Genomic DNA, 22,749 nt, shown 5'->3' with positions numbered 1-22,749 from the left:
GGAGGTTCCGTCAATTCGGGCAGACTCGGGGGCCAACGCCGCCCCGGGGCGGCGGCACACCTGGGAGAGTCGTAGCCATGCAGGTCTGGCCTGGAGAGGCGTATCCGCTCGGCGCCACCTATGACGGCGCCGGAACCAATTTCGCGGTCTTCACGGAGGCCGCGGACCGAGTAGAGCTGTGTCTGCTGCACGACGACGGCTCGGAGACGGCGGTGGAGCTGCGCGAGAGCGATGCATTCGTGCGGCACGCGTACGTGCCGGGCGTGATGCCGGGGCAGCGGTACGGGTTCCGGGTGCACGGCCCGTATGACCCCGGGCGCGGGCTGCGCTGCAATTCCGCGAAGCTGCTGCTCGACCCCTACGCGAAGGCGATCAGCGGCACGGTCCGGTGGGGCGAGGAGGTGTACGGCTACCACTTCGGCGCGCCGGACAGCCGTAACGACCTGGACTCGGCGCCGCACACCATGGCCTCCGTCGTGATCAACCCGTACTTCGACTGGGGCGACGACCGGCCGCCGCGCACCGGGTACCACCACACGGTGATCTACGAGGCGCATGTCAAGGGCCTGACCATGCGCCATCCGGGCCTGCCGGAGGAGCTTCGCGGCACCTACGCGGCGCTCGCCCATCCGGCACTCATCGAACACCTGACCAAGCTCGGCGTGACCGCGCTGGAGCTGATGCCCGTTCACCAGTTCGTGAACGACCACCGGCTGGCCGACATGGGCCTGAGCAACTACTGGGGCTACAACACCATCGGCTTCTTCGCCCCGCACAACGCGTACGCCTCCTGGGGCGACCGCGGCCAGCAGGTGCTGGAGTTCAAGTCGGCGGTCCGGGCGCTGCACGAGGCCGGCATCGAGGTCATCCTGGACGTCGTCTACAACCACACCGCCGAGGGCAACCACCTGGGCCCGACGCTGTCCTTCAAGGGCATCGACAACCGGCAGTACTACCGCCTCACCGACGACCCCCGCTACTACATGGACACCACGGGCACCGGGAACTCGCTGCTCATGCGGTCCCCGCACGTGCTCCAGCTGATCATGGACTCGCTGCGGTACTGGGTCACCGAGATGCACGTCGACGGCTTCCGCTTCGACCTCGCGGCGACCCTCGCCCGGCAGTTCCACGAGGTGGACCGGCTGTCGTCGTTCTTCGACCTGGTGCAGCAGGACCCGGTGGTCTCCCAGGTGAAGCTGATCGCCGAGCCCTGGGACGTGGGCGAGGGCGGCTACCAGGTGGGCAACTTCCCGCCGCTGTGGACCGAGTGGAACGGCAAGTACCGGGACACGGTGCGGGACCTGTGGCGGGGCGAGCCGCGGGCGCTGGCGGAATTCGCGTCCAGGCTGACCGGGTCGTCGGACCTGTACCAGTACGACGGCCGCCGGCCGCTGGCCTCGATCAACTTCGTGACCTGCCACGACGGCTTCACCCTGCACGACCTGGTCTCGTACAACGAGAAGCACAACGCCGCCAACGGCGAGGACAACCGGGACGGCGAGAGCCACAACCGTTCGTGGAACTGCGGGGTGGAGGGCGAGACCGACGACCCGCAGGTGCTCGCGCTGCGCGCCCGGCAGATGCGGAACTTCGTCGCCACGCTGATGCTGTCCCAGGGCGTGCCGATGATCAGCCACGGCGACGAGTTCGCCCGTACCCAGCGCGGCAACAACAACGCCTACTGCCAGGACAGCGAGCTGTCGTGGCTGCACTGGCCGGAGGCCACGGAGGGCGACCTGCTGGAGTTCACGCGCGCGATGGTGTGGCTGCGCCGGGACCACCCGGTGTTCCGCCGGCGCCGGTTCTTCCACGGACGTCCGGTGGAGGGTACCCACGACGCGCTGTCCGACATCTCCTGGTTCACTCCGGAGGGCGCCGAGATGACCCAGCGGGACTGGGACTCGGCGCGGGCGTCCGCGCTGACGGTGTTCCTCAACGGCAGCGCGATCTCCGAGCCCGGAGTGCGCGGGGAGCGCATCACCGACGACTCCTTCCTGCTGATGTTCAACGCCTCCCCGGAACCGCTGGACTTCCTGGTGCCGGTCAACCACGGCCGGCAGTGGCAGGTGGTCGTCGACACGGGCCACCCGGACGGCGTGCCGCCGGGGTCCGGGACGAAGGTCGACGCGGGCGACCGGCTCACCCTGCCCGACCGCAGCCTGACGGTGCTGCAGCGGCCGACGTAGGGGGCGGGCGGGCCCGGCCGGGCCGTGGGTGTGTGCGGGAAGCGATGACACGAAAGGCGGCGGGCTGGGTACGTAGGTTTCCATGACTTCCGCGCAACCCGGACCGCAGGTGCCCACGTCCACCTACCGGCTGCAACTCCAGCCCGCATTCCCGTTCGCCACCGCCGCGGCGGCCGTACCGTACCTGGCGTCGCTCGGCGTCTCGCATCTGCACCTGTCCCCCGTCCTGGAGGCCGTGCCCGGCTCCACGCACGGCTACGACGTGGTGGACCCCGCGCGCGTGCGCGAGGAACTGGGCGGCGAGGAGGGCCTGCGGTCGCTGTCGCGGACCGCGCGGGAGCACGGTCTGGGCCTGGTCGCCGACATCGTGCCGAACCACATGGCCATGGCGCCGCGGCACAACCACGCCCTGTGGGAGGTGCTGCGCGAGGGGCCCGGCTCGCCGTACGCCCGCTGGTTCGACATCGACTGGGAGGCGCAGGGCGGGCGGGTGCTGCTGCCGGTCCTCGGCGGTCCGGTCGGCTCGCAGCTGGAGCACCTCGTGGTCGACGGCGACGTGCTGCGCTACCACGAGCACGCCTTCCCGCTGCGGGCCGGCACCGGGGACCTGCCGCTGCCCGAGCTGCTGGACGCCCAGTGGTACCGCCCGGCGTGGTGGCGGCTGGCCCGCACCGAGCTGAACTACCGGCGGTTCTTCAGCATCTCGGAGCTGATCGGGGTGCGGGTGGAGGATCCGGAGGTGTTCGACGCCACCCACGCCAAGATCCTCCAGCTGCTCCGGGAGGGCGTGATCGACGGGCTGCGCATCGACCATCCCGACGGGCTCGCCGACCCCGACGGCTATCTCGCGCGGCTGCACGAGGCGACCGGCGGGCGCTGGACGGTGGTGGAGAAGATCCTCGCCGACGGCGAGCGCCTGCCGGACTCCTGGCCGGTTGCGGGCACCACCGGTTACGACGCCCTGCGCCAGGTCGACGGCCTGTTCACGGACCGGACGGGGGCGTACGAACTGCTGGGCCGGTACCGGGCGTTCGCGGCCCCGCAGACGGACCGGGGCGGCAACTGGGAGGCGACGGTACGGCGGGCCGCCTACAAGGTACTCACGCACGAGCTGGCCACCGAGGCCGACCGGCTCACCCGGGTGGCCGCCCGGGTGTGCGCGTCCTCGCCGGATCCCGGCCTGCGCGACCGGGCGCCCTGGACGCTGCGCACGGCGGTGGAGGAGCTGCTGGTGCGGATGCGGGTGTACCGGCCGTACGCCTCCGGTGACGCGGCCGCCGTCGTCACCGAGGAGGCCGCCGAGGAGGCCCGGCTCGCCTTCGTGGTGCCCGAGGAGGCGGAGGCCGTCGGCATCGTGCGCCGGCTGCTGGTCGAGCCGCTCGGTGACGCCTCGGCCCCGGACCACGCCGACCGGGTGGAGTTCCGCGCCCGGTTCGCGCAGACCGCGTCGGCGCTGCGCGCCAAGTCGGTGGAGGACACGGCCTTCTACCGCTATGTGCCGCTGTTGTCGACGACCGAGGTGGGCGGCGATCCGGGCCGGCCGGGGGTGGCCCCGGAGGACTTCCACGCGTACTGCGCGCGCGTGCAGCGCGAGTGGCCGGCCACCGGCACGGTGGTCTCCACGCACGACACCAAGCGCAGCGCCGACGTCCGCGCCGCACTGGCCGTGCTGACCGAATGCCCCGACCGGTGGGCGGAGTTGCTGGCCGAGGTGACCCTGCCCGAGGAGGGCGCGCCGGACGGGCAGCTGGCCTGGGCGGCCTGGCAGACGGTGTTCGGGCTGGGGCCCGCCGAGGCGGCGCGGGTCCGGCAGGCGCTGCTGAAGCATGTGCGCGAGGCGGGGATGTACACCAGCTGGACGGAGCAGGAGCCGCCGTACGAGGAGGCGGTGGCCGCGTTCGTCGCCGCCGGACCGTGCGGGCCGCCCGGCGAGCGCGTGGCCGCCTTCCGCAAGGCGCTGGAGCCGCACATCCGGGTCAACGTGCTCGGCACTGCGCTGGTCCATCTGACGATGCCGGGGGTGCCGGACGTCTACCAGGGCACGGAGGGCGAGTACCGGGCGCTGGTGGACCCGGACAACCGGCGTCCGGTGCCGTTCCCGCCCGAGGAGCCCGGCGAGAAGGACGCGCTGACGGCGGCGGCGCTCCGGCTGCGTGCCCGGCGTCCCGACGCCTTCGGCACCGCCGCGTCGTACGACCCGCTGGCCGTCGACGGCCCGGCGGCCGGGCACTGTGTGGCCTTCGCACGCTCCGGTGAGGTGGTCACGGCCGTGACCCGGCTGTCGCTCCGGCTCACGGAGGCGGGCGGCTGGCAGGGGACCCGGCTGGCGCTGCCCCCCGGGCGCTGGGTGGATGTCCTCACTCCAGGGCGGGAATTCACCGGCCACGCACGCGTGGCGGATCTTTTCGACCGGATGCCGGTGGGGTTGCTGGAGCGGGTTGCGGAGGAGTGAGGGCCCCCTGCCGGGGCGCGGGCGGCCGAGGGGGCTCAGTGGGTATGCGTGGGGAGCGGCTCGCGTTTCGCGGAAGCCTTCCTCTCCTCGCGCCCCTCGGACGGCTTGTTCTCCTCGCCCCCTTCGTGCGGCCGTTCGGTCCTGTCGTGCCGGGCGGGTGGCGGTGCGGGCGCGGGGGGCCAGGTGGTACGCAGGAGGTCCACGAAGGCCTCGGCGGCGCCGGTGGGCGGCACGCGCGCGTAGACGGCCAGGGGGCGCTTCCAGGCCGGGTCGGGGGTGAGGATCACGCAGTCCTCCCCCACGGCCCCGCGCACGACGTCGGCCGACACGGCGCACACCCCGACCCCGGCGGCGGCCATGCGCACGGCCGTCGAGGTGTGCTCGGTCCACACCGCGGTCCGCGGCGTGAACCCGGCCCTTCCGCAGGCCCAGTCGAGGAAACGTTCGCCGTGGACGACGGGTTCCAGTGCGCAGCGGACCCAGGCGCGGTCGGCGAGTTCGGGCAGTGTCACCGTCGTACGGCCCGCGAGCCGGTCGTCGAACGGGACCACCAGGACCACTTCCTCCGCGCCGACCGGTACGACGGTGCCGGGCGGATCGGCGGGCTCCGGGCCGAAGGCGAGGTCGGCGGTGCCGCGCCGCACGGCCTCCTCCAGCGCCTCGGTGGTGGCGTACTCGTGCAGCCGCAGCAGCACCCGGGGGTGGGCCGTACGCCAGCGGGCGAAGACGTCGGGCAGGACGCCCACGGCGAGGGAGTGCAGGGTGGCGACGTGCAGTTCGCCGCCCTCGGCGCCGGCGGTGGCCCGGGCGGCGCGGCGGGCCTGCGCGGCGCTGCGGACGGCGAGTTCGGCGTGCGGCAGGAAGGCGCGTCCCATGGGGGTCAGGCGCACACCGCGGGCCATGCGCTCCAGCAGGGCGCCGCCGACCGACTTCTCCAGGGCCTTGATCTGGTGCGAGAGCGCGGGCTGCGTGACGTGCAGGGCCTCCGCCGCGCGGGTGAACGACGCCTCGTGGACGACCGTCACGAAGTACTCCATCTGCCGCAGGCTCAACTCCGCCCCCTCCCCCGAGACTCATAAGCATCCTGCATGGCTCCTACAAGAACATTGCCTTGGACTCATGGCAAGGGGCGGGCGGAGGGTGGGGGCATGAGCACACGGGCCACGAACACAGCGGACGTCCTCGTCATCGGCGGCGGCACGGGCGGGTACGGCACCGCCCTGCGCGCCGCCGCCCTCGGGCTGGACGTCGTCCTCGTCGAACGCGACAAGGTCGGCGGAACCTGTCTGCACCGGGGCTGCATTCCGAGCAAGGCGATGCTGCACGCCGCCGAACTGGTCGACGGAATCGCCGAGGCGCGCGAGCGGTGGGGCGTGAAGGCCACGCTGGACTCGGTCGACTGGGCGGCGCTGGTGGCCACGCGGGACGACATCGTGGCGCGCAACCACAAGGGGGTCGAGGCGCATCTGGCACACGCCGGCGTGCGGGTGGTGCGGGGCAGCGCACGGCTGACGGGGACGCGCACGGTGCGTGTGGAGGGCGTGCGCGTGGAGGGTGTGCTCATGGATGCGGAGGCGGTCACGGTGGACGGGAACGCGCCGGGCGTGCGCGACTTCACCGCGCGCCGTGGGATCGTCCTCGCGACCGGCTCGCGCCCGCGCACGCTCCCGGGGCTCGTGCCGGACGGGCGGCGTGTGGTGACCAGTGACGACGCGTTGTTCGCGCCGGGGCTGCCCGCGTCCGTCCTGGTGCTGGGCGGGGGCGCGATCGGCGTGGAGTACGCCTCCTTCCACCGGTCCATGGGCGCGGAGGTCACCCTGGTCGAGGCCGCGGACCGGATCGTGCCGCTGGAGGACGCCGATGTGAGCCGGCATCTGACGCGTGGCCTGAAGAAGCGCGGGATCGATGTGCGGGCGGGCGCGCGGCTGCTGGACGCGGAGGTGCTCGAGAAGGGCGTACGCGCGCGTGTGCGCACCGCCCGGGGCGAGATCCGCGCGGTGGAGGCGGAGCGGCTGCTGGTGGCCGTCGGCCGGTCGCCGGTCACCGAGGGCCTCGGCCTGGCGGCGGCCGGGCTGACGACGGACGAGCGGGGGTTCGTCGTACCGGCCGACTGGAAGCGGCTGGAGACGGCCGTGCCGGGCATCCATGTCGTCGGCGACCTGCTGCCGCCGCCCTCGCTCGGTCTCGCCCACGCCTCGTTCGCGGAGGGCCTGCTGGTCGCCGAGACGCTGGCGGGGCTGCCGTCGGCCCCGGTGGACTACGCGGCCGTGCCCCGGGTGACGTACTCCTCACCGCAGACCGCCTCGGTGGGGCTGAGCGAGGCCGAGGCACGCGCGCGTGGACGCGTGGTCGAGATCAACACGATGCCGCTGACCGCCGTGGCCAAGGGGATGGTGCACGGGCAGGGCGGCATGGTGAAGGTCGTCGCCGAGGCCGGCGGCCAGGTGCTCGGGGTGCACCTGGTCGGCCCGAACGTGTCGGAGATGATCGCCGAGAGCCAGCTGATCGTCGGCTGGGACGCCGAGCCCTCGGACGTGGCCCGGCATGTGCACGCGCACCCGACGCTGTCGGAGGCGGTGGGTGAGGTGTTCCTGACGCTCGCGGGACGCGGCCTGCACCAGCAGTGAACGCACGGCACGCACCGCCCGCGCCGCACCCCCGTGCCTGTGTCCGGGCGCCCCCGGTAGCCTCCCCCGCCGCATGCTTGACAGTTCATCCTTCCCGTGCGGGACTTGGAGGGCGAAGCCGGGCGGAACAAGTCGGGGGTGAGTCTTCTGCCGGAGCTGCGCTACCCCAGCGTTCCCGAACTGATCGCCTCCGCACAGGCGTTGGCCGCTCAGGAACCCGGGCTGTGCTCGCTCAGGCAGGTGGGCGTCTCGCGCGCGGGAAGACCCCTGCACCTGCTGTCGGTGGGGCACGCCCGGCGGGCGGTGCTGGTGGTGGCCGGCGCCCACGCCAACGAGCCGACCGGGGGCTCCACCCTGCGGGTGCTGGCCGAAAGAATCCTGGCCGAGAGGGAGTTGCGCGCGGACACGTCCTGGCACTTCCTGCTGTGCGCGGATCCGGACGGCGCGAGCCTGCATGTGACGCCGGCGCCGCGCAGCCTGCTCGACTACCACCTCGGCTTCTACCGGCCGACGGGTGCGGAGCAGCCCGAGTGGTCGCCGTCGGTGCTGCCGCCGGACCGGCTGCCGCCCGAGACCCGGACGCTCACCGGGGTGATCGACGAGCTGCGGCCCTACCTGCAGGTGACCTTGCACGGCACCGATCTGGGCGGCAGCTGGGTGCAGTTGACCAGGGACGTGCCGGGGCTCGCCGAGCCGTTCGCCAAGTCCGCGGCGCAACTGCACATCCCGGTGGAGACCGGCGCCTCGGACGCCGCCGGCTGGCCGGCCTCCGGCCCCGGGGTGCATGTCATGCCCGGCCCGGAGACGGGCGCCGCCTACCCGAGCATGCCGGACGACGCACGGCACAGCACCTGGTACCACGCGCACCGGTACGGCGGTCTGACGGCCGTGGTGGAGGTGCCGATGTGGGCCAGCGACCTGGTGGACGATCCGGCACCGCACCCGGCACCGGCGGCGGCGATGCGACGCCTGGCGCAGCGGCTGCTGCGGGATGCGCTGGAGGTGGAGCACGTGCTCAGCGACGCGCTGCCGCGCCTGGACGGCGCGGACGGTCCGCTGCTGCGGGCGTCGCGCTGGGCGCTGGAGCTGATCCCGGGCCTGGCCGAGGACTGGACCCACACCCCGCCGGCCGGCGACACGATGGCGTACGTCGGCAGCGTGGACGCGTTCGGGCGGCGGCTGCCGCTGCGCGCGGCGGCGATGCTGCTGCGGGTGCTGCGGGAGACGGACGACCGGGCGGCGCCGCGGCTGGAACAGCTGGTCGCCGCCTGGTGCGATGCCTTCGCGGCGCGGTTCCGGGCCCGCTGGGTGCCGTTGGAGCATCAGGTGGAGCACCAGTCCCGAACGGTGCTGGTGGCGGCGCAGCAGGCCCGGGAGCGGACGGTGTGAGGCTCCGCGCGGTCCGTGTCGCGCCGCCGTGTCGGGCCGCCGTGTCGCGCCGCCCGGCGGTCGGGCTCAGTGGTCGGTGGCGAAGACCGCTCCCGTCCGCGCTTCCATGACGCACTTGCTGGAGTAGGTCTGCTGGTAGTCGACCGGCCGTCCGTTCCACTGCCCGTTCGCGCGGACGGTCACGGGGGCGAAGATCATCGGACAGAAGACCTTCTTCTGCGGCATGCGTGCGATGTCGCCGTCGACGGCCGCCAGTTCACCACAGGCCTCGGCCGCGCGCGCGTACCCCAGGGGCACCGGGTCGCACAGCAGCAGCGTGCCGTGCTTGTCGCCGGACTGGGCGGTCTCACCACGGACGACGGTGAGGTAGAGCCAGTTGTCGGAGAGCGGAAACCTGGTGAGGGGGGTGCGGGGGGCCGCCTGGGCCGGGCCCGCGGCGAGGAGACCGGCACAGGCCAGCAGGGCGCCGGCGGCCGCGGTCAGTCGGGAGATGTACGTCATGACCGATGCATCGGCACACGGGGCCGCCTTCCACAGCCCGGCTCACCCGATCGGTCGGGCACGTGCCCGTGCGGGTGAGCCGGTTCGAACACGCCCGGCCTGCGCCGCTCAACTCGTGGCGAGCCGGAACGCCATCCTGCCGAAGGCGACCTGGTCACCCTCGCGCACGACGACCGAGCCGATCACGCGGCGGCCGTTGACGGTGGTGCCGTTGGTGGAGCCGAGGTCACGCAGGACCCACAGGCCGCCCTGGCGGCGGAGTTCGGCGTGCACGCGGGAGACCGTCTCGTGGTTCAGGCGCAGCCCGTTGGCCGGGTCGCGGCCGATGCGCAGCGGGTGGGTGTGCGCGGGGTGCGGCAGCAGCAGTTTGGGCAGCCGCTCGGCCTGCCAGGCCCGGCGCAGCCGTACGGTGAACCCGGAGACGGCCTCGACGGTGCCGAGGACCGCGCGGGAGAAACGATTCTCGCGGGGCAGGTCGGCGACGAGGGCGGCCAGTTCGTCGGAGCGGCGGGCGGCCAGCGCCAGCTCCATGCGGCGCACGAACGTGTCGTGTGAGAGCCGGCCCATGGCGACGCCGTCACGCAGCACCTGGAGCGCCTTGTCGCGTTCCGCGTCGGACAGCCGCGCGGGGTACGTGGAGAACTCGAAAGACGACGTCACGCTGGTGATTGTCGGGCAGTGAACCCCGGGTGTCCAGAAAACGGGGAATCGGCGCCGGTCTGCGGTTACTTCCACGACACCCGCCGGGAAAGGGCGGATTCGAAAGCGGATTGATCGTCCGGGCGGGCACGATGGGACCGCGGGACATCACGGTGAGCAGGCGATCCATCACAGACGAAGGGGAACCGTCCGTGCAGTTCGAGGTGTGGGCACCGCAGGCAGACCGAGTGACGCTCCATTGCGAGGGCGGCACACACGCGTTGGCGCGCGATCCCGAGCGCGCGGGCTGGTGGACGGGGGAGGCGGAGGCCGGGGACGGCGCGCGGTACGGGTTCGCGCTCGACGACGGTCCGGTGCTGCCCGATCCGCGCTCGCGCCGCCAGCCGGACGGCCCGGACGGGCTGAGCGCGGTCGTGGAGCACGGGCACTACACGTGGCGTGCGCAGTGGGCGGGGCGGGAGCTGCCGGGCGCCGTGCTGTACGAGCTGCACGTGGGCACGTATACCCCCGAGGGCACCCTGGACGCGGCGGCCGCCCGGCTGGAGCACCTGGCGGAACTGGGTGTCACGCACGTGGAGTTGATGCCGGTGTGTCCGTTCCCGGGGCGGCACGGCTGGGGGTACGAGGGGGTGTCGCTGTGGGCGGTGCACGAGCCGTACGGCGGACCCGAGGCGCTGAAACGGTTCGTTGACCAGGCGCACGCACTCGGACTCGGTGTCGTCCTGGACGTCGTGCACAACCACTTGGGCCCGTCGGGCAACTATCTGCCCGCTTTCGGACCGTACTTCACCGACACGCACCACACGCCGTGGGGTTCGGCGGTGAACCTGGACGCGCCGGGCTCGGACGAGGTGCGCGCGTTCCTCGTCGGCAGTGCGCTGGCGTGGCTGCGGGACTACCGGATCGACGGGCTGCGGCTGGACGCGGTGCACGCGCTGCACGACACGCGCGCGTACCACTTCCTGGAGGAGCTGTCGGCGGCCGTGGACGGCCTCGCCGAAGAGCTGGGCCGGCCGCTGTTCCTGATCGCCGAGTCGGACCTGAACGACCCCCGGCTCATCACCCCGCGCGCGGAGCACGGCCTGGGGCTGCACGCGCAGTGGAACGACGACTTCCACCACTGCCTGCACACCGCGCTGACGGGCGAGTCGCAGGGCTACTACGCAGACTTCGCGCGGGCTCCCTTCGCCGCGCTCGCCAAGACCCTGACCGGCGGCTACTTCCACGACGGCACGTACTCGAGCTTCCGGGGCCGGCATCACGGGCGCCCGCTGGACCGCTCGCGGGTGGCCGGGCACCGGCTGCTCGGCTACGGCCAGACCCACGACCAGGTCGGCAACCGCGCCCAGGGCGACCGGCTGTCCGCCCACCTCTCCCCCGGTCTGCTGGCCTGCGCGGCGACGCTGACACTGGCCTCGCCGTTCACGCCGATGCTCTTCATGGGCGAGGAGTGGGCGGCGGGCACGCCCTGGCAGTTCTTCACCGACCACACCGACCGGGAGCTGGCCGAGGCGGTACGACGGGGCCGGCGGCGGGAGTTCGCGGCGCACGGCTGGGCGGAGGAGGACGTACCGGACCCGCAGGACCCGGCGACGCGGGACCGCTCCGTCCTGGACTGGTCGGAACGGGAACGCGAGCCCCACGCGCGCGTGCTCGCCTGGTACCGGCGCCTGATCGCGCTCCGGCACGAACAGCCGGACCTCACCGATCCCGACCTGGCCGACACGAAGGTGGCGTACGACGAGCGCGCCCGCTGGCTGGCCTTCCGGCGCGGTGACGTAAGCGTGGCGGTGAACCTCGGCAAGGAACCGGCGGCGATCCCCCTGGGCACCCGCCCCGCAGCGGTCCTGGCGGCCTGGGAGCCGGTCGGCACCCCGGGCCCGGACGGCCTGCTCCAGGTACCCGCCGAGTCCTGCGTGGTACTGACACAGCCCTGAGCGGGGCGAGGCGCCCGGAGCCCGCACGGCTCCGGGCGACCAGCGCCGCCCCTCCACAACCTCCCGAGCCTCCGGCACCGTCCGGTCCCGTGGCCACCAGCCCCGAGGCCCCCACCCTCCGCGGCACCGGGCCCCGGGGGGCCTGCGAAGCCACCCGCCGCACAGCCTCCGGAACGGCATCCCGCCGACGTCCGGCCTCCAGGCCACCGGGCCCGAGGTCACAGACCCCCGCAGCATCGGGCCCCGGGCGAGCCTCCGGAGCCACCCGCCGCACAGCCTCCGAATCGGCACCCGCCGACGTCCCTGCGCCGGCTCCCAGGCCTCCCGGCAGGCACCCGCAGCTGACAGCCGGAACACCCGCCAGCGCCGGGCCTACCGCTCCGTCCCGTTCTCCTTGAAGTCCGTCAGGCGTTCCAGGAGGATCGGCTCCCAGGCTCGGTCCAGCTGGGTGCGCAGGAGGGGGAGGGGGCCGGCATCGCGGCCTTCCAGGCGGTCGGTGAGGTGGATGACGGTGTCGCAGCGGGCCAGCCACAGGCCGCGCAGGCAGGGGCGGGCGCCGTAGCCGGCGAGGGTGGCCGCGCGTACCGCCGCGCCGGAGCCGACGGCGCGGACGAGCCCCGCGATGTCCTCGGCGGGGTCTCCCACGGCCGCGTCGGTCCAGTCGAGGACGCCGCGCACCCTGCCGTCGGTGCCGACGACCAGGTGCTCGCCCTTGAGGTCGTGGTGGACGAGCACGGCGGTGCCGGGCTGGGCGGCGAGCTGGGCCGCGGCGGGCGGGGTCAGCTGGTGCAGCCGGGCGGCGTCGAACTCGTCGGCGGCGGCCAGCCGTTCGGCCGCGTGTACGGCCATGCGGCGCAGCGCCTCCAGGGAGCGCGGGGCGGTGCGCGGCACGCCGAGCGCCTCCGCCTGCCGTGCGGGCACCGCGCGCAGCCCGGTGAGCAGCCCGGCGAGGTCGGCCTCGCCGACGGCCGAGACGTCGTGTTCCTCGGCCGTCCCGCCGGGAATCACGGTGTCGAGCGTGTAGGCGAGGCCCGGTGCCCACTCACCGTGCGCCACACTGACCGGGACGGCGACGGGGATGTGCGGCCGCACCACATCACGCAGGCGCAGTTCGCGGCGCCGGCGCAGGGAGGCCTCGCGGTCGGGGGCGAGCCGCAGCACATGGCGGGTGCCCACCCACCACGTGCAGTGCTCGCCGCCCTCCGCCACGGGCCGCACATCGGGTCCCCCGGTGCCGTCGCCGCCCTCCTTGAGCAGCGAACGGACCAGTCTGCGGACGGTGTCCGCGGTGGGTGTCGGTGCCTGGGTCATGGGTCGCGCGTCGCCGTTCCGGGATGTCGTGGAGAGTGTGTCACCTGGGTGTCGCAGTGGTCCCTCAGTGGTCTCTCGGTGGTCTCTCAGTCCACTATGACCATCTCGCGTGTCGTGTTGTTGAGCCGGCGGCCGCCGTCCTCGGTCACCGTGACGATGTCCTCGATGCGCACCCCGAACCGGCCGGGCAGGTAGATGCCGGGCTCGACGGAGAAGCACATGCCGGGCACGAGGGGCTGTTCCTCGCCCTCGATCATGTAGGGCGGCTCGTGCGTGGTGACGCCGATGCCGTGCCCGGTGCGGTGGATGAAGTACTCGCCGTACCCGGCGCCGGTGATCACCGCGCGGGCGGCCCGGTCCACCTCCTGGCAGGCCACGCCGGGCCGTACGGCCTGGCAGCCCGCCTCCTGGGCCTCGCGCACGATGTCGTGCACCCGGCGCTCCTCCTCGCTGGGCTCGCCCACGTGGACCGTGCGGGTGGTGTCGGAGCCGTAGCCGTCCTTCAGGCCGCCGAAGTCGAGGACGACCATGTCGCCGTGCCGGATGACGCGATCGCCGACCTCGTGGTGCGGGTTGGCGCCGTTGGGGCCCGAGCCGACGATGGTGAAGTCGACCTGGGAGTGGCCGAAGCGGCGCAGCAGGCCGGCGAGGTCCTTGCCGACGTCGGACTCGCGGCGGCCTGCGAAGGGAACTTTGCGGATCTCCTCGAACGTTGCATCGGCAGCCGCTCCGGCGGCTGCGAGGAGTTCCAGTTCCGGGGCGTCCTTGACGGCGCGCAGCATGGGGAGGGCGTCGGTGAGAGCGGCGTAGGAGCTGTCGGGCAGGGTCCGCTGGAGGCCCAGCAGGTGCATGGCCCAGGTGTTGTCGCTGATGCCGTAGCGGCCGTGGCCGTCGAGGAGGGCGGCGGTGACGGCGTAGGGATCCTTGCCGTCGGTCCAGTCGCGCAGGGTGAGTGTGGTCGCGCCGGCCGCGTGCTCGGCGTCCGGGGCCTCCAGGGTGGGCACGACGAGCACGGGGTCCTGTCCGGGGGTGAGGACCAGCACGGTGAGCCGTTCGGTGACGGCCGTGGGCGTGTAGCCGGTGAGCCAGACCATGTCCGGCCCCGGTGCCACGAGCAGCCCCGCGAGGCCGGCGTCGGCCGTGGAGCGCGCGGCACGCTCCATGCGGGCGTTGTAGTCGGCGGCGGTGAAGAGCGCGGGCGTACTACCGGTCATCCGGGCCTCCGGGCGCGGGTGGGGACAGGGGCGGCGGCGTCTCGGGCAGCATCCTGCCCGGCGGAACAGGGTCCCGCGAGCCGATCGCCGGGGCTCCCCGCGGGGTGCGGTCGGCGGAGAAGGGACTCGGCATGGGGCCATCATGGCGCGTGGTGCGGAAGGTGACCAGCGGGTTTCCCGGGGTGACCGAAAGATCGAGGAAGCGAGCGGCCGAAGGGCCGGGAGGTGGGTGGCCGAAGGGCCGGGAGATGGGTGGCCGAAGGGTCGAGAGGCAGGGGCCCGCGTCGGGTCCCCTCAGGTCACTACGCCCGGCAGGACCGTCAACTGCTGGTACCCGCCGCTGGGGTGACGCACGGTGAGCAGCACCTCCTTGCCGGGCCGGGCACGGGCGACGGCCCGCGCGAGGCCGGCCGCGGTGTCGACCCGGGCGGAGCCGAAATACAGCAGGACGTCCCCGCGCACCAGGCCGGCCGCGTAGCCGGGACCGGGCACGTGCACGCCCACGACCAGCGCGCCCGCCTTCCCGGCGTCGACGGCCTCGACGCCGAGGGTCGCCCCGGTCGTGGCGGCCGGAGCGGGGCTCGGGCCGGCGGCGGGGGTGGTGGGCGCCGCCCTGGCCGGCGGCGTGGCCGGTGGGGCGTGACGCTGCAGTTCGGCGAGCCTGCTCATGCCGATCACCGTGGCGCCGACCGTGCCGATGCCGACGCCGGACAGCACCAGCACGGTGCCGGTGCACACGCCGAACAGGACGGTCCGCAGCCGCCGTCCGCGCCGGGGCGCGGCGTGCGGGCGGTGGGCGGGGGCGGGGGTGCCGCCCTCCCGCGGGTCCTGACCGGGCATCGGCTTGGGACGCAACGCAGTGTGTTCCATGGTTCGCTCGCCTCCGGCTGGTGCTCTACCCGGGGCGCCGGGCCGCGACGAGACTCGAACGAGTGAGATTGGCCGGAGGGTGGCGGAGGGTAGTCATGGCACCCAGGGAGGAGCACCTCGACAGCCCGCACGTCCCGGTCCTCACACCCGACCCACCAGCCTCCGTACGACCTCCGCCGCCGCTCCCTGGGCACTTCCGCCGTGGAGCAGTTCCGTGCGGTGGACGAGGCGGGGTGCGGTGAGCGGGACGGCGACCGTGCCGGGGACGGCGGTGGCGATCGAGCGCGGCAGCAGGGTGAGGCCGTGTCCGGCGGCCGCGAGCGCGGTGAGGGTGTGCAGGTCGGTGCCCTCGTAGCGGAGGGCAGGGCGGAAGGCGCCGCCGCCGGTCGCGGCGCGCAGATGGTTCAGCGGGAGCGCTGCGTCGGGCGCGTCGAGCCAGCGGGCGTCGGCGAGGTCGTCGAGGCGCAGGCCGGTGCGGGCGGCCAGGGGGTGCCCGGCGGGCAGCAGGACGCTCACCGGTTCCTCGCCGATGCCGTGCGTGGTCAGCGGCGCCACGTCGGGCAGTCGCAGCGGATCGCTCGGCGCGGCGAGCCCGTCGACGAGGCCGAGGTCGGCGGCTCCGGTGGCGACGGCGGCCGGGATCTCCTCGCGGGTGAGGACGCGCAGGGTGACACCGGCCGGCGGGAGGGCGGCGAGGATGCCGGCGCCGAGCGCGGTCGGGGTGGTGGCGAGGGTCAGGCCCTGCTGGGGCGCGGCGGCCATACGGACGACGTCGGCGCGGGCCGCGTCCAGGCGCAGCAGCAGCGGACCCGCGTGCTCCAGGAGCCGCTCTCCGGCCGCGGTGGGCGCGACGGGGCGGCGGGTCAGCAGGGATGCGCCCAGATCCTGTTCGAGCGCGGCGATGTGCTGGGAGACGGCGGACTGGGTGTAGCCCAGCTCGCGGGCGGCCTCCGAGAAGGAGGCGAGGCGGGCCACGGTGACGTACGTGCGCAGCAGATGCGGGTCCATGCGGCCCAGCATGCCATCGACATCAGCCCTGCTTATCGAAAATGCAGCAATCATCGTTGGACGTGAACTCGTGCTCGCGCAGAGGATGAGGGTCATGACGAACACCGCCACCATCGCCCTCGTCGGCGACCGCTCCCCCAACGTCGTGTCCCACACCCGTGTCCCGCTGCTCCTGGAGGCTCTGGCCGAGCACGACCGGCTGGTCCTGGACGCGTACTGGATCCCCTCCCAGGACGCCGAGGCCGAGGGCGCGGTCCGGGGGTTCGACGCCGTGTGGGTGCTGCCGGGCAGCCCGTACCGCAGCGAGGCGGGTGTCCTGGCAGCCGTGCGCACCGCGCGCGAGGAGGGCATTCCGTTCCTGGGCACGTGCGGCGGCTTCCAGCACGCGCTGCTGGAGTTCGCCCGCGATGTCTGCGGTCTGACCGGGGTCGCCCATGCCGAGAACGACCCGGACGCCACGGACCTGCTCATCGAGCCGCTGGCCTGCTCGCTGGTGGGCCACGAGGCCGCGGTGACGATCGAGCCGGGCACGCTGGCGGAGTCCGTGATCGGCTCGGCGCGCACGGTGGAGCGGTACTTCTGTGCCTACGGCCCCTCCCGCCACCTCGACACGCTCCGCGCCCACGGTCTGCGGTTCTCCGGGCACGACGAGGACGGGCAGGTACGGCTCGCCGAACTGCCCGGCCACCCCTTCTTCCTGGCCTCCCTGTTCCAGCCGGAGCTGGCGGGCGACGGCTCGCGCCCGCACCCGATGGTCCGGGCGCTGGCGCGAGCCGCGGTCGAGCACGCGACGTCCGGGCTCGCCCGGCCGGCGTGACCCCGGCAGGCACCCGCGGGAGGGCGCCGCGCCTGCGCGCCCGTCAGCCGAGCGCCAGGGCCGGTACGGCGGGCGCGCGGCCGGGCAGGAAGCCGTGCGCCCGGCGGCCCAGCCACTCGGCCTTGTAACGGTCGACCTCGCGGTGCCAGTTCAGGATCCCGGCGAGCCAGTTCCGCAGGTCGAGGACATAGCCGTCCATGGCGGCCCGCTCCGCCTCCGACAGCTCGAAGTCGTCGTACAGCACGGGCAGTTCGTGTGCGATGACGTGCTCGAACTGCTGCATGCGCTGGGTCGTCAGGTCGTGTACGACCCGGAGCGCGGTCGGGTGGTCGACGCCGAAGAAGTTCTGCACCACCAGGACGGCGTTGTGGATCTCGCCCTCGTACTCGATCTCCTTCTGGTACGAGAAGATGTCGTTGACGAGACAGGCGTAGTCGATGGCGGCGTTCTCCAGTGAGCGCACCGGGCCGCTGCGGTACACCTCCGGCGGGACGGCGGGGCCGTGCCCCATCCGGCACAGGCTCAGGGTGAGGTCGGAGCCGAAGGTGGCGCGCCGCATCTCCAGGTAGTCGACCGGGTCGGGGACGCGGTTCTGCAGCTGGTTGGACAGCTCCCACACCCAGCTCTCGGTCATCGCGTCGACGGCGGCCTTCAGGGTGCGCCGCTGGTCGGCGGTCATGCCGGCCGTCGTACGCGCCCACAGGTCGATGAGCCCCCGCTCCATCGCGCTCGCCGGGACGAGGTCCGGCCCGCCCTCGACGGGCATGCACCGGGACAGCCGGGCCGTGGTCAGCCGGGCGGCGGCGAGGTCCCGGCGGTGGCCGTGGACCAGGGGGTAGTAGTCGTCCGCGTAGGTGCCCCAGGCGAGCCACTGGGCGCTGAGGTCGAGGGCCTCGGGGGTGGCGTCCGGGTCCATGCCCGCGGCGCACAGCGCGGGGTCGGAGGCGGCGAGTCTGTCCTCGTCCCAGACGCCTTCCTCGAGGATGCCCATGCGGTGCGACCAGCCGACGAGGTTGCGGCGGGCGTCGTCCAGGTGGGGGCTCAGTTCGAGCCGGTACGGCATGTGGAACTCGGGCAGGATGGCCGGGCCGACCTTCTGGTAGGGCAGGTGGCTGTAGGCGCGCAGGCGTTCCTGGGCGGCGGCGGCGAGGAGCGCGGCGACGTCGGCGGCCGAGGTGCCGGGGCCGCTCGGGAGCTGCCAGGGCGAGTCGGTGCGCGCGCCCTTGTTCATGTAGCGGCTGGAGCGCATGTGCCATTCGTGACCGCCGGACTGCCAGTCCTGGAGTCCCTTGGTGTAGGCGGCGACCGCGGCGGCCTGGTCCGGGGTGAGGCCCTGCTCCAGGGCTACGGCGGGGACTTCGGTGAGCGCGGTGTGCTCGAACTGGTGCAGGCGCGAGGTGAGGATGTCGTTGACGGTCTCGGCGGCCTCCTGGGTGGTGCAGTCGAAGAATTTCTCCAGGACGAGCACGCCGTTGCTGTTCTCGCCCTCGTCCTCGACCTCGCGCTGGTAGGAGAACAGGTCGTTGCGCAGGTGGACGGCGTCGGCGAAGGTCTCCATGAGGACCCGCAGCGGCCGGGTGCCGGCGACGGCGGCGGGCACCTCGGCGGTCGCGTACTCCACCAGCCCGGCCGACCAGGGGGCGCCGCCCACCTTGCGGCGCATCTCGATGTACTCGACGGGGTTGGCGATCCGCCCCTCGTTGATGTTCGACAGCTCCCACATCGACTCGTTGAGCAGGTGCTCGGTGGCCACGGAGAAGCGGCGGCGCCAGTCCACGGACATCGACGGTACGGTGCGCGCCCACAGGTCCTTCAGCCCGGCCTCGACGGGATTCTCCGGTTCCGGCACGGGAGTTGACGGGTCCAGGGGCATGAACAGCGGCAGGCGGTCCAGGTGGGCCTTTCCGGCGGCGCGGTCCTGGGTGCGCTTGTACATGTCGAGGAAGTGGTCGTCGAAGAAGAACACCCACACGTACCAGTCGGTGATCAGCGAGAGAGCGGGGCCGTCGCAGTCGGGGTGGGTGTAGGCGCACAGGAGTCCGTAGTCGTGGGCCTCCAGGTCGGCCTGCTCCCAGATCCCGGAGCCTTCCAGCATGCCCATCTCGCGTGCCCACCCGGTCGAGTGGACACGGGCCTCGTCGAGGTGCGGGTTGAGCCGCGCGCGATACGGCATGTAGAAGTGCGGGAGTTCGAACGGCTGCGTCATGGCCGGGGCCCTACCCGCGGTCCCCGAGACCCATCCGCCGCGCGGGACATGATCACACCATCGCGTGAACTGCCCCCGGCACGGGCAACCTCCCCGTCACCCACGGGTGTTCAGGACCGCGGCGGCAGAAGTTCCCGTGCGACCCAGGCCATCGGGGCGTTTCCGATGCCCCCGGGATTCCCGGCCGCCGATGCGCAGGGCGCCGCCCTTCGTCGTACGGACGCGCGGGCCTGACGGGGCAACACCGCCGGTGCCGCCCGTATGCCCCGTCCGTGCCCTTGCCGTGCCCTCGCGCGCGGGCCACGGTAGGCGCATGACCTCCTTTGTGCTGCCCCATGAGGTGCACGGCGACGGCGCCCACAAGGTGTTCGCCGTGCACGGCTGGTTCGCCGACCGGTCCGCCTACGCCCCCGTCCTGACGGATCTCGACCGCGCCGCCTTCACTTACGCCCTCGTCGACCTGCGCGGCTACGGCGAGGCCCGGGACGCGGCGGGCGCGTACACGACGGCCGAGGCGGCCGGGGACCTGGTGGAGCTGGCCGACCGGCTGGGCTGGGAGCGGTTCTCGGTGATCGGGCACTCGATGGGCGGCGCGGTGGCGCAGCGGGTGGCGGCCCTCGCGCCGCGGCGGCTGCGCCGGATCGTCGGAGTCTCCCCGGTGCCCGCCTCGGGAGTGCCGCTGGCCGGTGAGCAGGCCGCGCTGTTCACGGACGCCGCGCACCGGCCGGAGAACCGGCGCGCGATCATCGACTTCACCACCGGGGGCCGGCGTCCGGCCGCCTGGCTGGACCGGATGGTCGCCCGCTCCCTGGAGCGCAGCGACGCCAAGGCGTTCCGGGTCTGGCTGGACTCCTGGGCGGGCGAAGACTTCCACGCCGACGTCGAGGGCAGCGAGATCCCCGCCCTGGCCGTGGCCGGCGAACTGGACCCGGCCCTGCCGCCCGAGGTCATGCGGCAGACCTGGCTGTCCTGGTATCCGCGGGCCGAACTCGTGGCCCTGCCGTTCGCCGGGCACTACGCCATGGACGAGTGCCCGCTGGAACTGATCCGCGTGGTCGAGGACTTCCTCCGGGCCGACACGGAAGAGCCGGTGGTCGCCGCCGTCCCGGCCGGCGAAGGCGAGCCCGCGTGAGCGTGCCCGAGGCGCCGCCGGTGCCCGATGTGTTCGACCCGCGCCGGTACGCCGTCGGTGTGCCCCACGACGACTACCGCGTGCTGCGCGACCACCATCCGGTGGCCTGGCAGGAGGAGCCGGAGGTGCTGGGCTGGCCGGCCGGGCCGGGGTTCTGGGCGGTGACCCGGCACGCGGACGTCGTCCGGGTGCTGAAGGACGCGACGACGTACTCCTCCCATCTCGGCGCGACCCAGATCCGTGACCCGGATCCGGCGGACCTGCCCTTCATCCGCCGGATGATGCTCAACCAGGATCCGCCGCGGCACGGGCGGTTGCGGCGGCTGGTGAGCCGGGCGTTCACGCCGGCCCGGATCGACCGGTTCGCGGGCCTCGCCCGGGAGCGGGCACGGACCCTGCTCGCCGGGGCGGTCCGGGCGGCGCGGAACGGGGACGGCACCGTCGATCTGGTGGCCTCCGTGACCGACGAGTACGCGCTGCTCAACCTGGCTGATCTACTGGGCGTCCCGGAGGGCGACCGGCGGCTGCTGCTGCACTGGACGCAGCGGGTCATCGGCTACCAGGACCCGGACGAGGCCGGTTCCCCGGTGCTGGACGAGACGGGGAAACCGGTCAATCCGCGCTCCCCGGCGATGCTGGCGGACATGTTCGCATACGCCAGACAGTTGGCTGTATACAAACGACGGCATCCTGCCGACGACATCATGACGACGCTCGCCCACGAGTCCGAACTCGCCGACGCCGAGCTGGAGATGTTCTTCTTCCTGCTCACCGTCGCGGGCAACGACACCGTGCGCAGCGCGGCCCCCGGCGGGCTGCTGGCACTGGCGGAACACCGGGAGTCGTACGAGTCGTTGCGCGCCGCGAAGACGGAACTTCCCACCGCCGTCGAGGAGTTGCTGCGCTGGCATCCGCCGGTGCTGACCTTCCGCAGGACCGCCGTACGCGACACCGAGCTGGCGGGGCGGCGGATCCGGGCCGGTGACAAGGTCGTGGTCTTCCACGCCTCGGCCAACCGGGACGAGCGGGTCTTCCCCGACCCCGCCCGCCTCGACCTCGCCCGCTCGCCCAACCCGCATGTGTCCTTCGGCGACGGCCCGCACGTATGCCTGGGTGCCCACTTCGCCCGGCTGCAACTGCGGCTGCTCCACGAGGAGGTGCTGCGCACGGTCCCCGAGCTGCGGCCCGCCGGTCCGGCCGACCGGCTCGTGTCGAACTTCATCAACGGCGTCAAGTCGCTGCCGCTGCGGGTCATGTGACGTCGGCCTGGATCAGTGCGTGGGTGCCGCCGGTGCGCCAGCGCCCGCCCTCGGCCGCCTCCAGGGCGACCACGGTCGCTGTGGACAGGCCGGTGATCACGTCGGACTTCAGGGTGCGCAGCGCGGCGACCGGCCCGGGGAAGTAGCCGGTCGTCTCCTGGAAGGGCGTGGTCGGCGGCCACAGCCGGTCGCCCACCAGACGCCGGTAGTTGAGGTCGCCCTTGAAGACGGTCAGCGTGGCCGCGGCGAACTCGGCGCGCAGGTCGTCCGGCATCTCGGCGTACGGCAGCGGGGCGCAGGAGAAAGGGTGCGCGCGCACGGCGAGGCGGCCGTCGGCCATGGCCGACCAGAGCACGCGCGCGTACTCGGCGGCCGCGCCGGAGGCGGCACGCAGCCGGTGCAGCGCGTCGACGACGTCGGCGGTCGTGGCGTCGGAGACGTAGTACGGGTACGGCTTGACGTGCAGCACCACCCGCGCGGCCCGGCCTTCGGCGAGGAGATGGGCGATCAGCAGCAGATCCGGGACGAGTTCGCGGCCCGCGTTGTCCGCGACCAGGACCAGGGTGGCGGTGCCGCCGGGCGGCAGCAGCGGCCACAGGGCCGCACTGTCGTCGGCGACCAGCGCGGGGGCCGGCTCCCGGGTCTCGGCGCCCTCCGCGGAGAGCCGGAAGCCGAGGTCGGCGCGGTTGCCCCACAGCGAGCCGTGCAGCAGGGCGCGCGCCCGCTCCTCCTCCGGCAGGCCGGGCAGGTCGTCCAGCGCGGCCAGTTCCTCGTCCGTGCCGGGCGCGTCGAGTTCGGCGCGTTTGAACGGGCGGAAGGGGTCGACGCCCTGCCAGGCGCCGGGGCCGAACCAGCCGACGGCATCGAGCAGCCGGCGGTAGAAGTAGCTCTCCGACCACAGCCACGGCACGTCGTACCAGGAGTGCCCGGCGTGACCGGCCAGGCCCCACCGCTGCCACCGGTCCCGGTCCGGGGCATCGGCGGGCAGCGGCTCGACCGCGCCCTCGGTGCAGCTCTTCAGCAGCTCGTCCAGCGCCCGGCGCTGTCCGGGGCCGTACGGGAAGGCGTCCCGCACCTGCCTGATGATCGCGGGGTGCCGCTCGGCCAGCACGCTGTGCGGGAACGAGCCGGGTTCGTTGCCGAGAATCACGGGTGCGAACGGTGTGTCGGGCATGCC

17 protein-coding genes are annotated in these 22,749 nt (G+C 73.4%); 8 read left to right on the top strand and 9 right to left on the bottom strand.

Features of this window, described 5'->3' with window-relative positions:
- The first annotated feature begins 77 nt into the window (after positions 1-77).
- Complete coding sequence (glgX, locus tag ACWC0C_RS04570; protein WP_450861536.1) at positions 78-2,189, top strand: glycogen debranching protein GlgX; 2,112 nt, start codon at positions 78-80, stop codon at positions 2,187-2,189.
- Positions 2,190-2,271: 82 nt separating this feature from the next.
- Positions 2,272-4,641, top strand: a complete 2,370-nt coding sequence (gene treY / locus ACWC0C_RS04565) for a malto-oligosyltrehalose synthase (protein WP_450861534.1) — start codon at positions 2,272-2,274, stop codon at positions 4,639-4,641.
- 35 nt (positions 4,642-4,676) lie between these two features.
- On the opposite strand, the gene ACWC0C_RS04560 is transcribed toward treY, so the two are convergent.
- The gene (locus tag ACWC0C_RS04560) at positions 4,677-5,693 is read right to left on the bottom strand and encodes a LysR family transcriptional regulator (RefSeq protein WP_450861532.1); all 1,017 of its coding nucleotides are present in this window, start codon (positions 5,691-5,693) and stop codon (positions 4,677-4,679) included.
- A gap of 96 nt (positions 5,694-5,789) precedes the next feature.
- Here ACWC0C_RS04560 and lpdA point away from each other — a divergent pair, with 96 nt between their 5' ends.
- Positions 5,790-7,268, top strand: coding sequence for a dihydrolipoyl dehydrogenase (gene lpdA, locus ACWC0C_RS04555; protein WP_450861531.1), 1,479 nt, complete (start codon positions 5,790-5,792; stop codon positions 7,266-7,268).
- 138 nt (positions 7,269-7,406) lie between these two features.
- The gene (locus tag ACWC0C_RS04550) at positions 7,407-8,657 is read left to right on the top strand and encodes a M14 family zinc carboxypeptidase (RefSeq protein ID WP_450861529.1); all 1,251 of its coding nucleotides are present in this window, start codon (positions 7,407-7,409) and stop codon (positions 8,655-8,657) included.
- A gap of 66 nt (positions 8,658-8,723) precedes the next feature.
- Here the strand turns inward: ACWC0C_RS04550 and ACWC0C_RS04545 are convergent, their stop codons facing one another.
- Both ACWC0C_RS04545 and ACWC0C_RS04540 read right to left on the bottom strand, forming a co-directional pair.
- Entirely contained in the window at positions 8,724-9,158 is a 435-nt protein-coding gene (locus ACWC0C_RS04545) for a subtilase-type protease inhibitor (protein ID WP_449194720.1), read from the bottom strand.
- A gap of 108 nt (positions 9,159-9,266) precedes the next feature.
- Positions 9,267-9,818, bottom strand: a complete 552-nt coding sequence (locus ACWC0C_RS04540; protein WP_450861527.1) for an FHA domain-containing protein — start codon at positions 9,816-9,818, stop codon at positions 9,267-9,269.
- A gap of 191 nt (positions 9,819-10,009) precedes the next feature.
- Between ACWC0C_RS04540 and treZ the strand changes: the two genes are divergently transcribed.
- Entirely contained in the window at positions 10,010-11,755 is a 1,746-nt protein-coding gene (gene treZ, locus ACWC0C_RS04535; RefSeq protein ID WP_450861525.1) for a malto-oligosyltrehalose trehalohydrolase, read from the top strand.
- 372 nt (positions 11,756-12,127) lie between these two features.
- Here the strand turns inward: treZ and ACWC0C_RS04530 are convergent, their stop codons facing one another.
- The 4 genes from ACWC0C_RS04530 to ACWC0C_RS04515 form a co-directional block, all read right to left on the bottom strand.
- Positions 12,128-13,066 carry an aminoglycoside phosphotransferase family protein gene (locus ACWC0C_RS04530; RefSeq protein WP_450861523.1) on the bottom strand — a complete coding sequence of 313 codons (939 nt, stop codon included), beginning with the start codon at positions 13,064-13,066 and terminating at the stop codon, positions 12,128-12,130.
- An 86-nt stretch (positions 13,067-13,152) separates the two neighbouring features.
- Positions 13,153-14,280 (bottom strand): aminopeptidase P family protein, encoded by a 1,128-nt coding sequence (locus ACWC0C_RS04525; RefSeq protein WP_450861521.1) that lies wholly within the window; start codon positions 14,278-14,280, stop codon positions 13,153-13,155.
- A gap of 294 nt (positions 14,281-14,574) precedes the next feature.
- A complete protein-coding gene (locus tag ACWC0C_RS04520; protein ID WP_450861520.1) occupies positions 14,575-15,150 on the bottom strand; it encodes a PDZ domain-containing protein in 576 nt (191 codons plus the stop codon).
- Positions 15,151-15,291: 141 nt separating this feature from the next.
- The gene (locus ACWC0C_RS04515; protein WP_450861518.1) at positions 15,292-16,158 is read right to left on the bottom strand and encodes a LysR family transcriptional regulator; all 867 of its coding nucleotides are present in this window, start codon (positions 16,156-16,158) and stop codon (positions 15,292-15,294) included.
- 94 nt (positions 16,159-16,252) lie between these two features.
- Between ACWC0C_RS04515 and ACWC0C_RS04510 the strand changes: the two genes are divergently transcribed.
- Positions 16,253-16,975, top strand: coding sequence for a CTP synthase C-terminal region-related (seleno)protein (locus tag ACWC0C_RS04510; RefSeq protein ID WP_450861517.1), 723 nt, complete (start codon positions 16,253-16,255; stop codon positions 16,973-16,975).
- Positions 16,976-17,018: 43 nt separating this feature from the next.
- Here the strand turns inward: ACWC0C_RS04510 and cyc2 are convergent, their stop codons facing one another.
- Entirely contained in the window at positions 17,019-19,181 is a 2,163-nt protein-coding gene (gene cyc2 / locus ACWC0C_RS04505; RefSeq protein WP_450861515.1) for a germacradienol/geosmin synthase Cyc2, read from the bottom strand.
- 313 nt (positions 19,182-19,494) lie between these two features.
- Here cyc2 and ACWC0C_RS04500 point away from each other — a divergent pair, with 313 nt between their 5' ends.
- Both ACWC0C_RS04500 and ACWC0C_RS04495 read left to right on the top strand, forming a co-directional pair.
- The gene (locus ACWC0C_RS04500) at positions 19,495-20,313 is read left to right on the top strand and encodes an alpha/beta fold hydrolase (protein ID WP_450861514.1); all 819 of its coding nucleotides are present in this window, start codon (positions 19,495-19,497) and stop codon (positions 20,311-20,313) included.
- Positions 20,310-21,572, top strand: coding sequence for a cytochrome P450 (locus ACWC0C_RS04495; RefSeq protein WP_450861512.1), 1,263 nt, complete (start codon positions 20,310-20,312; stop codon positions 21,570-21,572). Before ACWC0C_RS04500 ends, ACWC0C_RS04495 begins: the two co-directional genes overlap by 4 nt.
- Here the strand turns inward: ACWC0C_RS04495 and ACWC0C_RS04490 are convergent.
- Positions 21,565-22,746 carry a damage-control phosphatase ARMT1 family protein gene (locus ACWC0C_RS04490; RefSeq protein ID WP_450861511.1) on the bottom strand — a complete coding sequence of 394 codons (1,182 nt, stop codon included), beginning with the start codon at positions 22,744-22,746 and terminating at the stop codon, positions 21,565-21,567. The two genes, ACWC0C_RS04495 and ACWC0C_RS04490, sit on opposite strands and share 8 nt — an antisense overlap.
- Positions 22,747-22,749: the final 3 nt, after the last annotated feature.

It is taken from the genome of Streptomyces sp. NPDC001709 (genome assembly GCF_053596375.1).
Note: the sequence above shows the minus strand (reverse complement) of the source record. Positions and strands in the feature narration are given on the sequence as shown.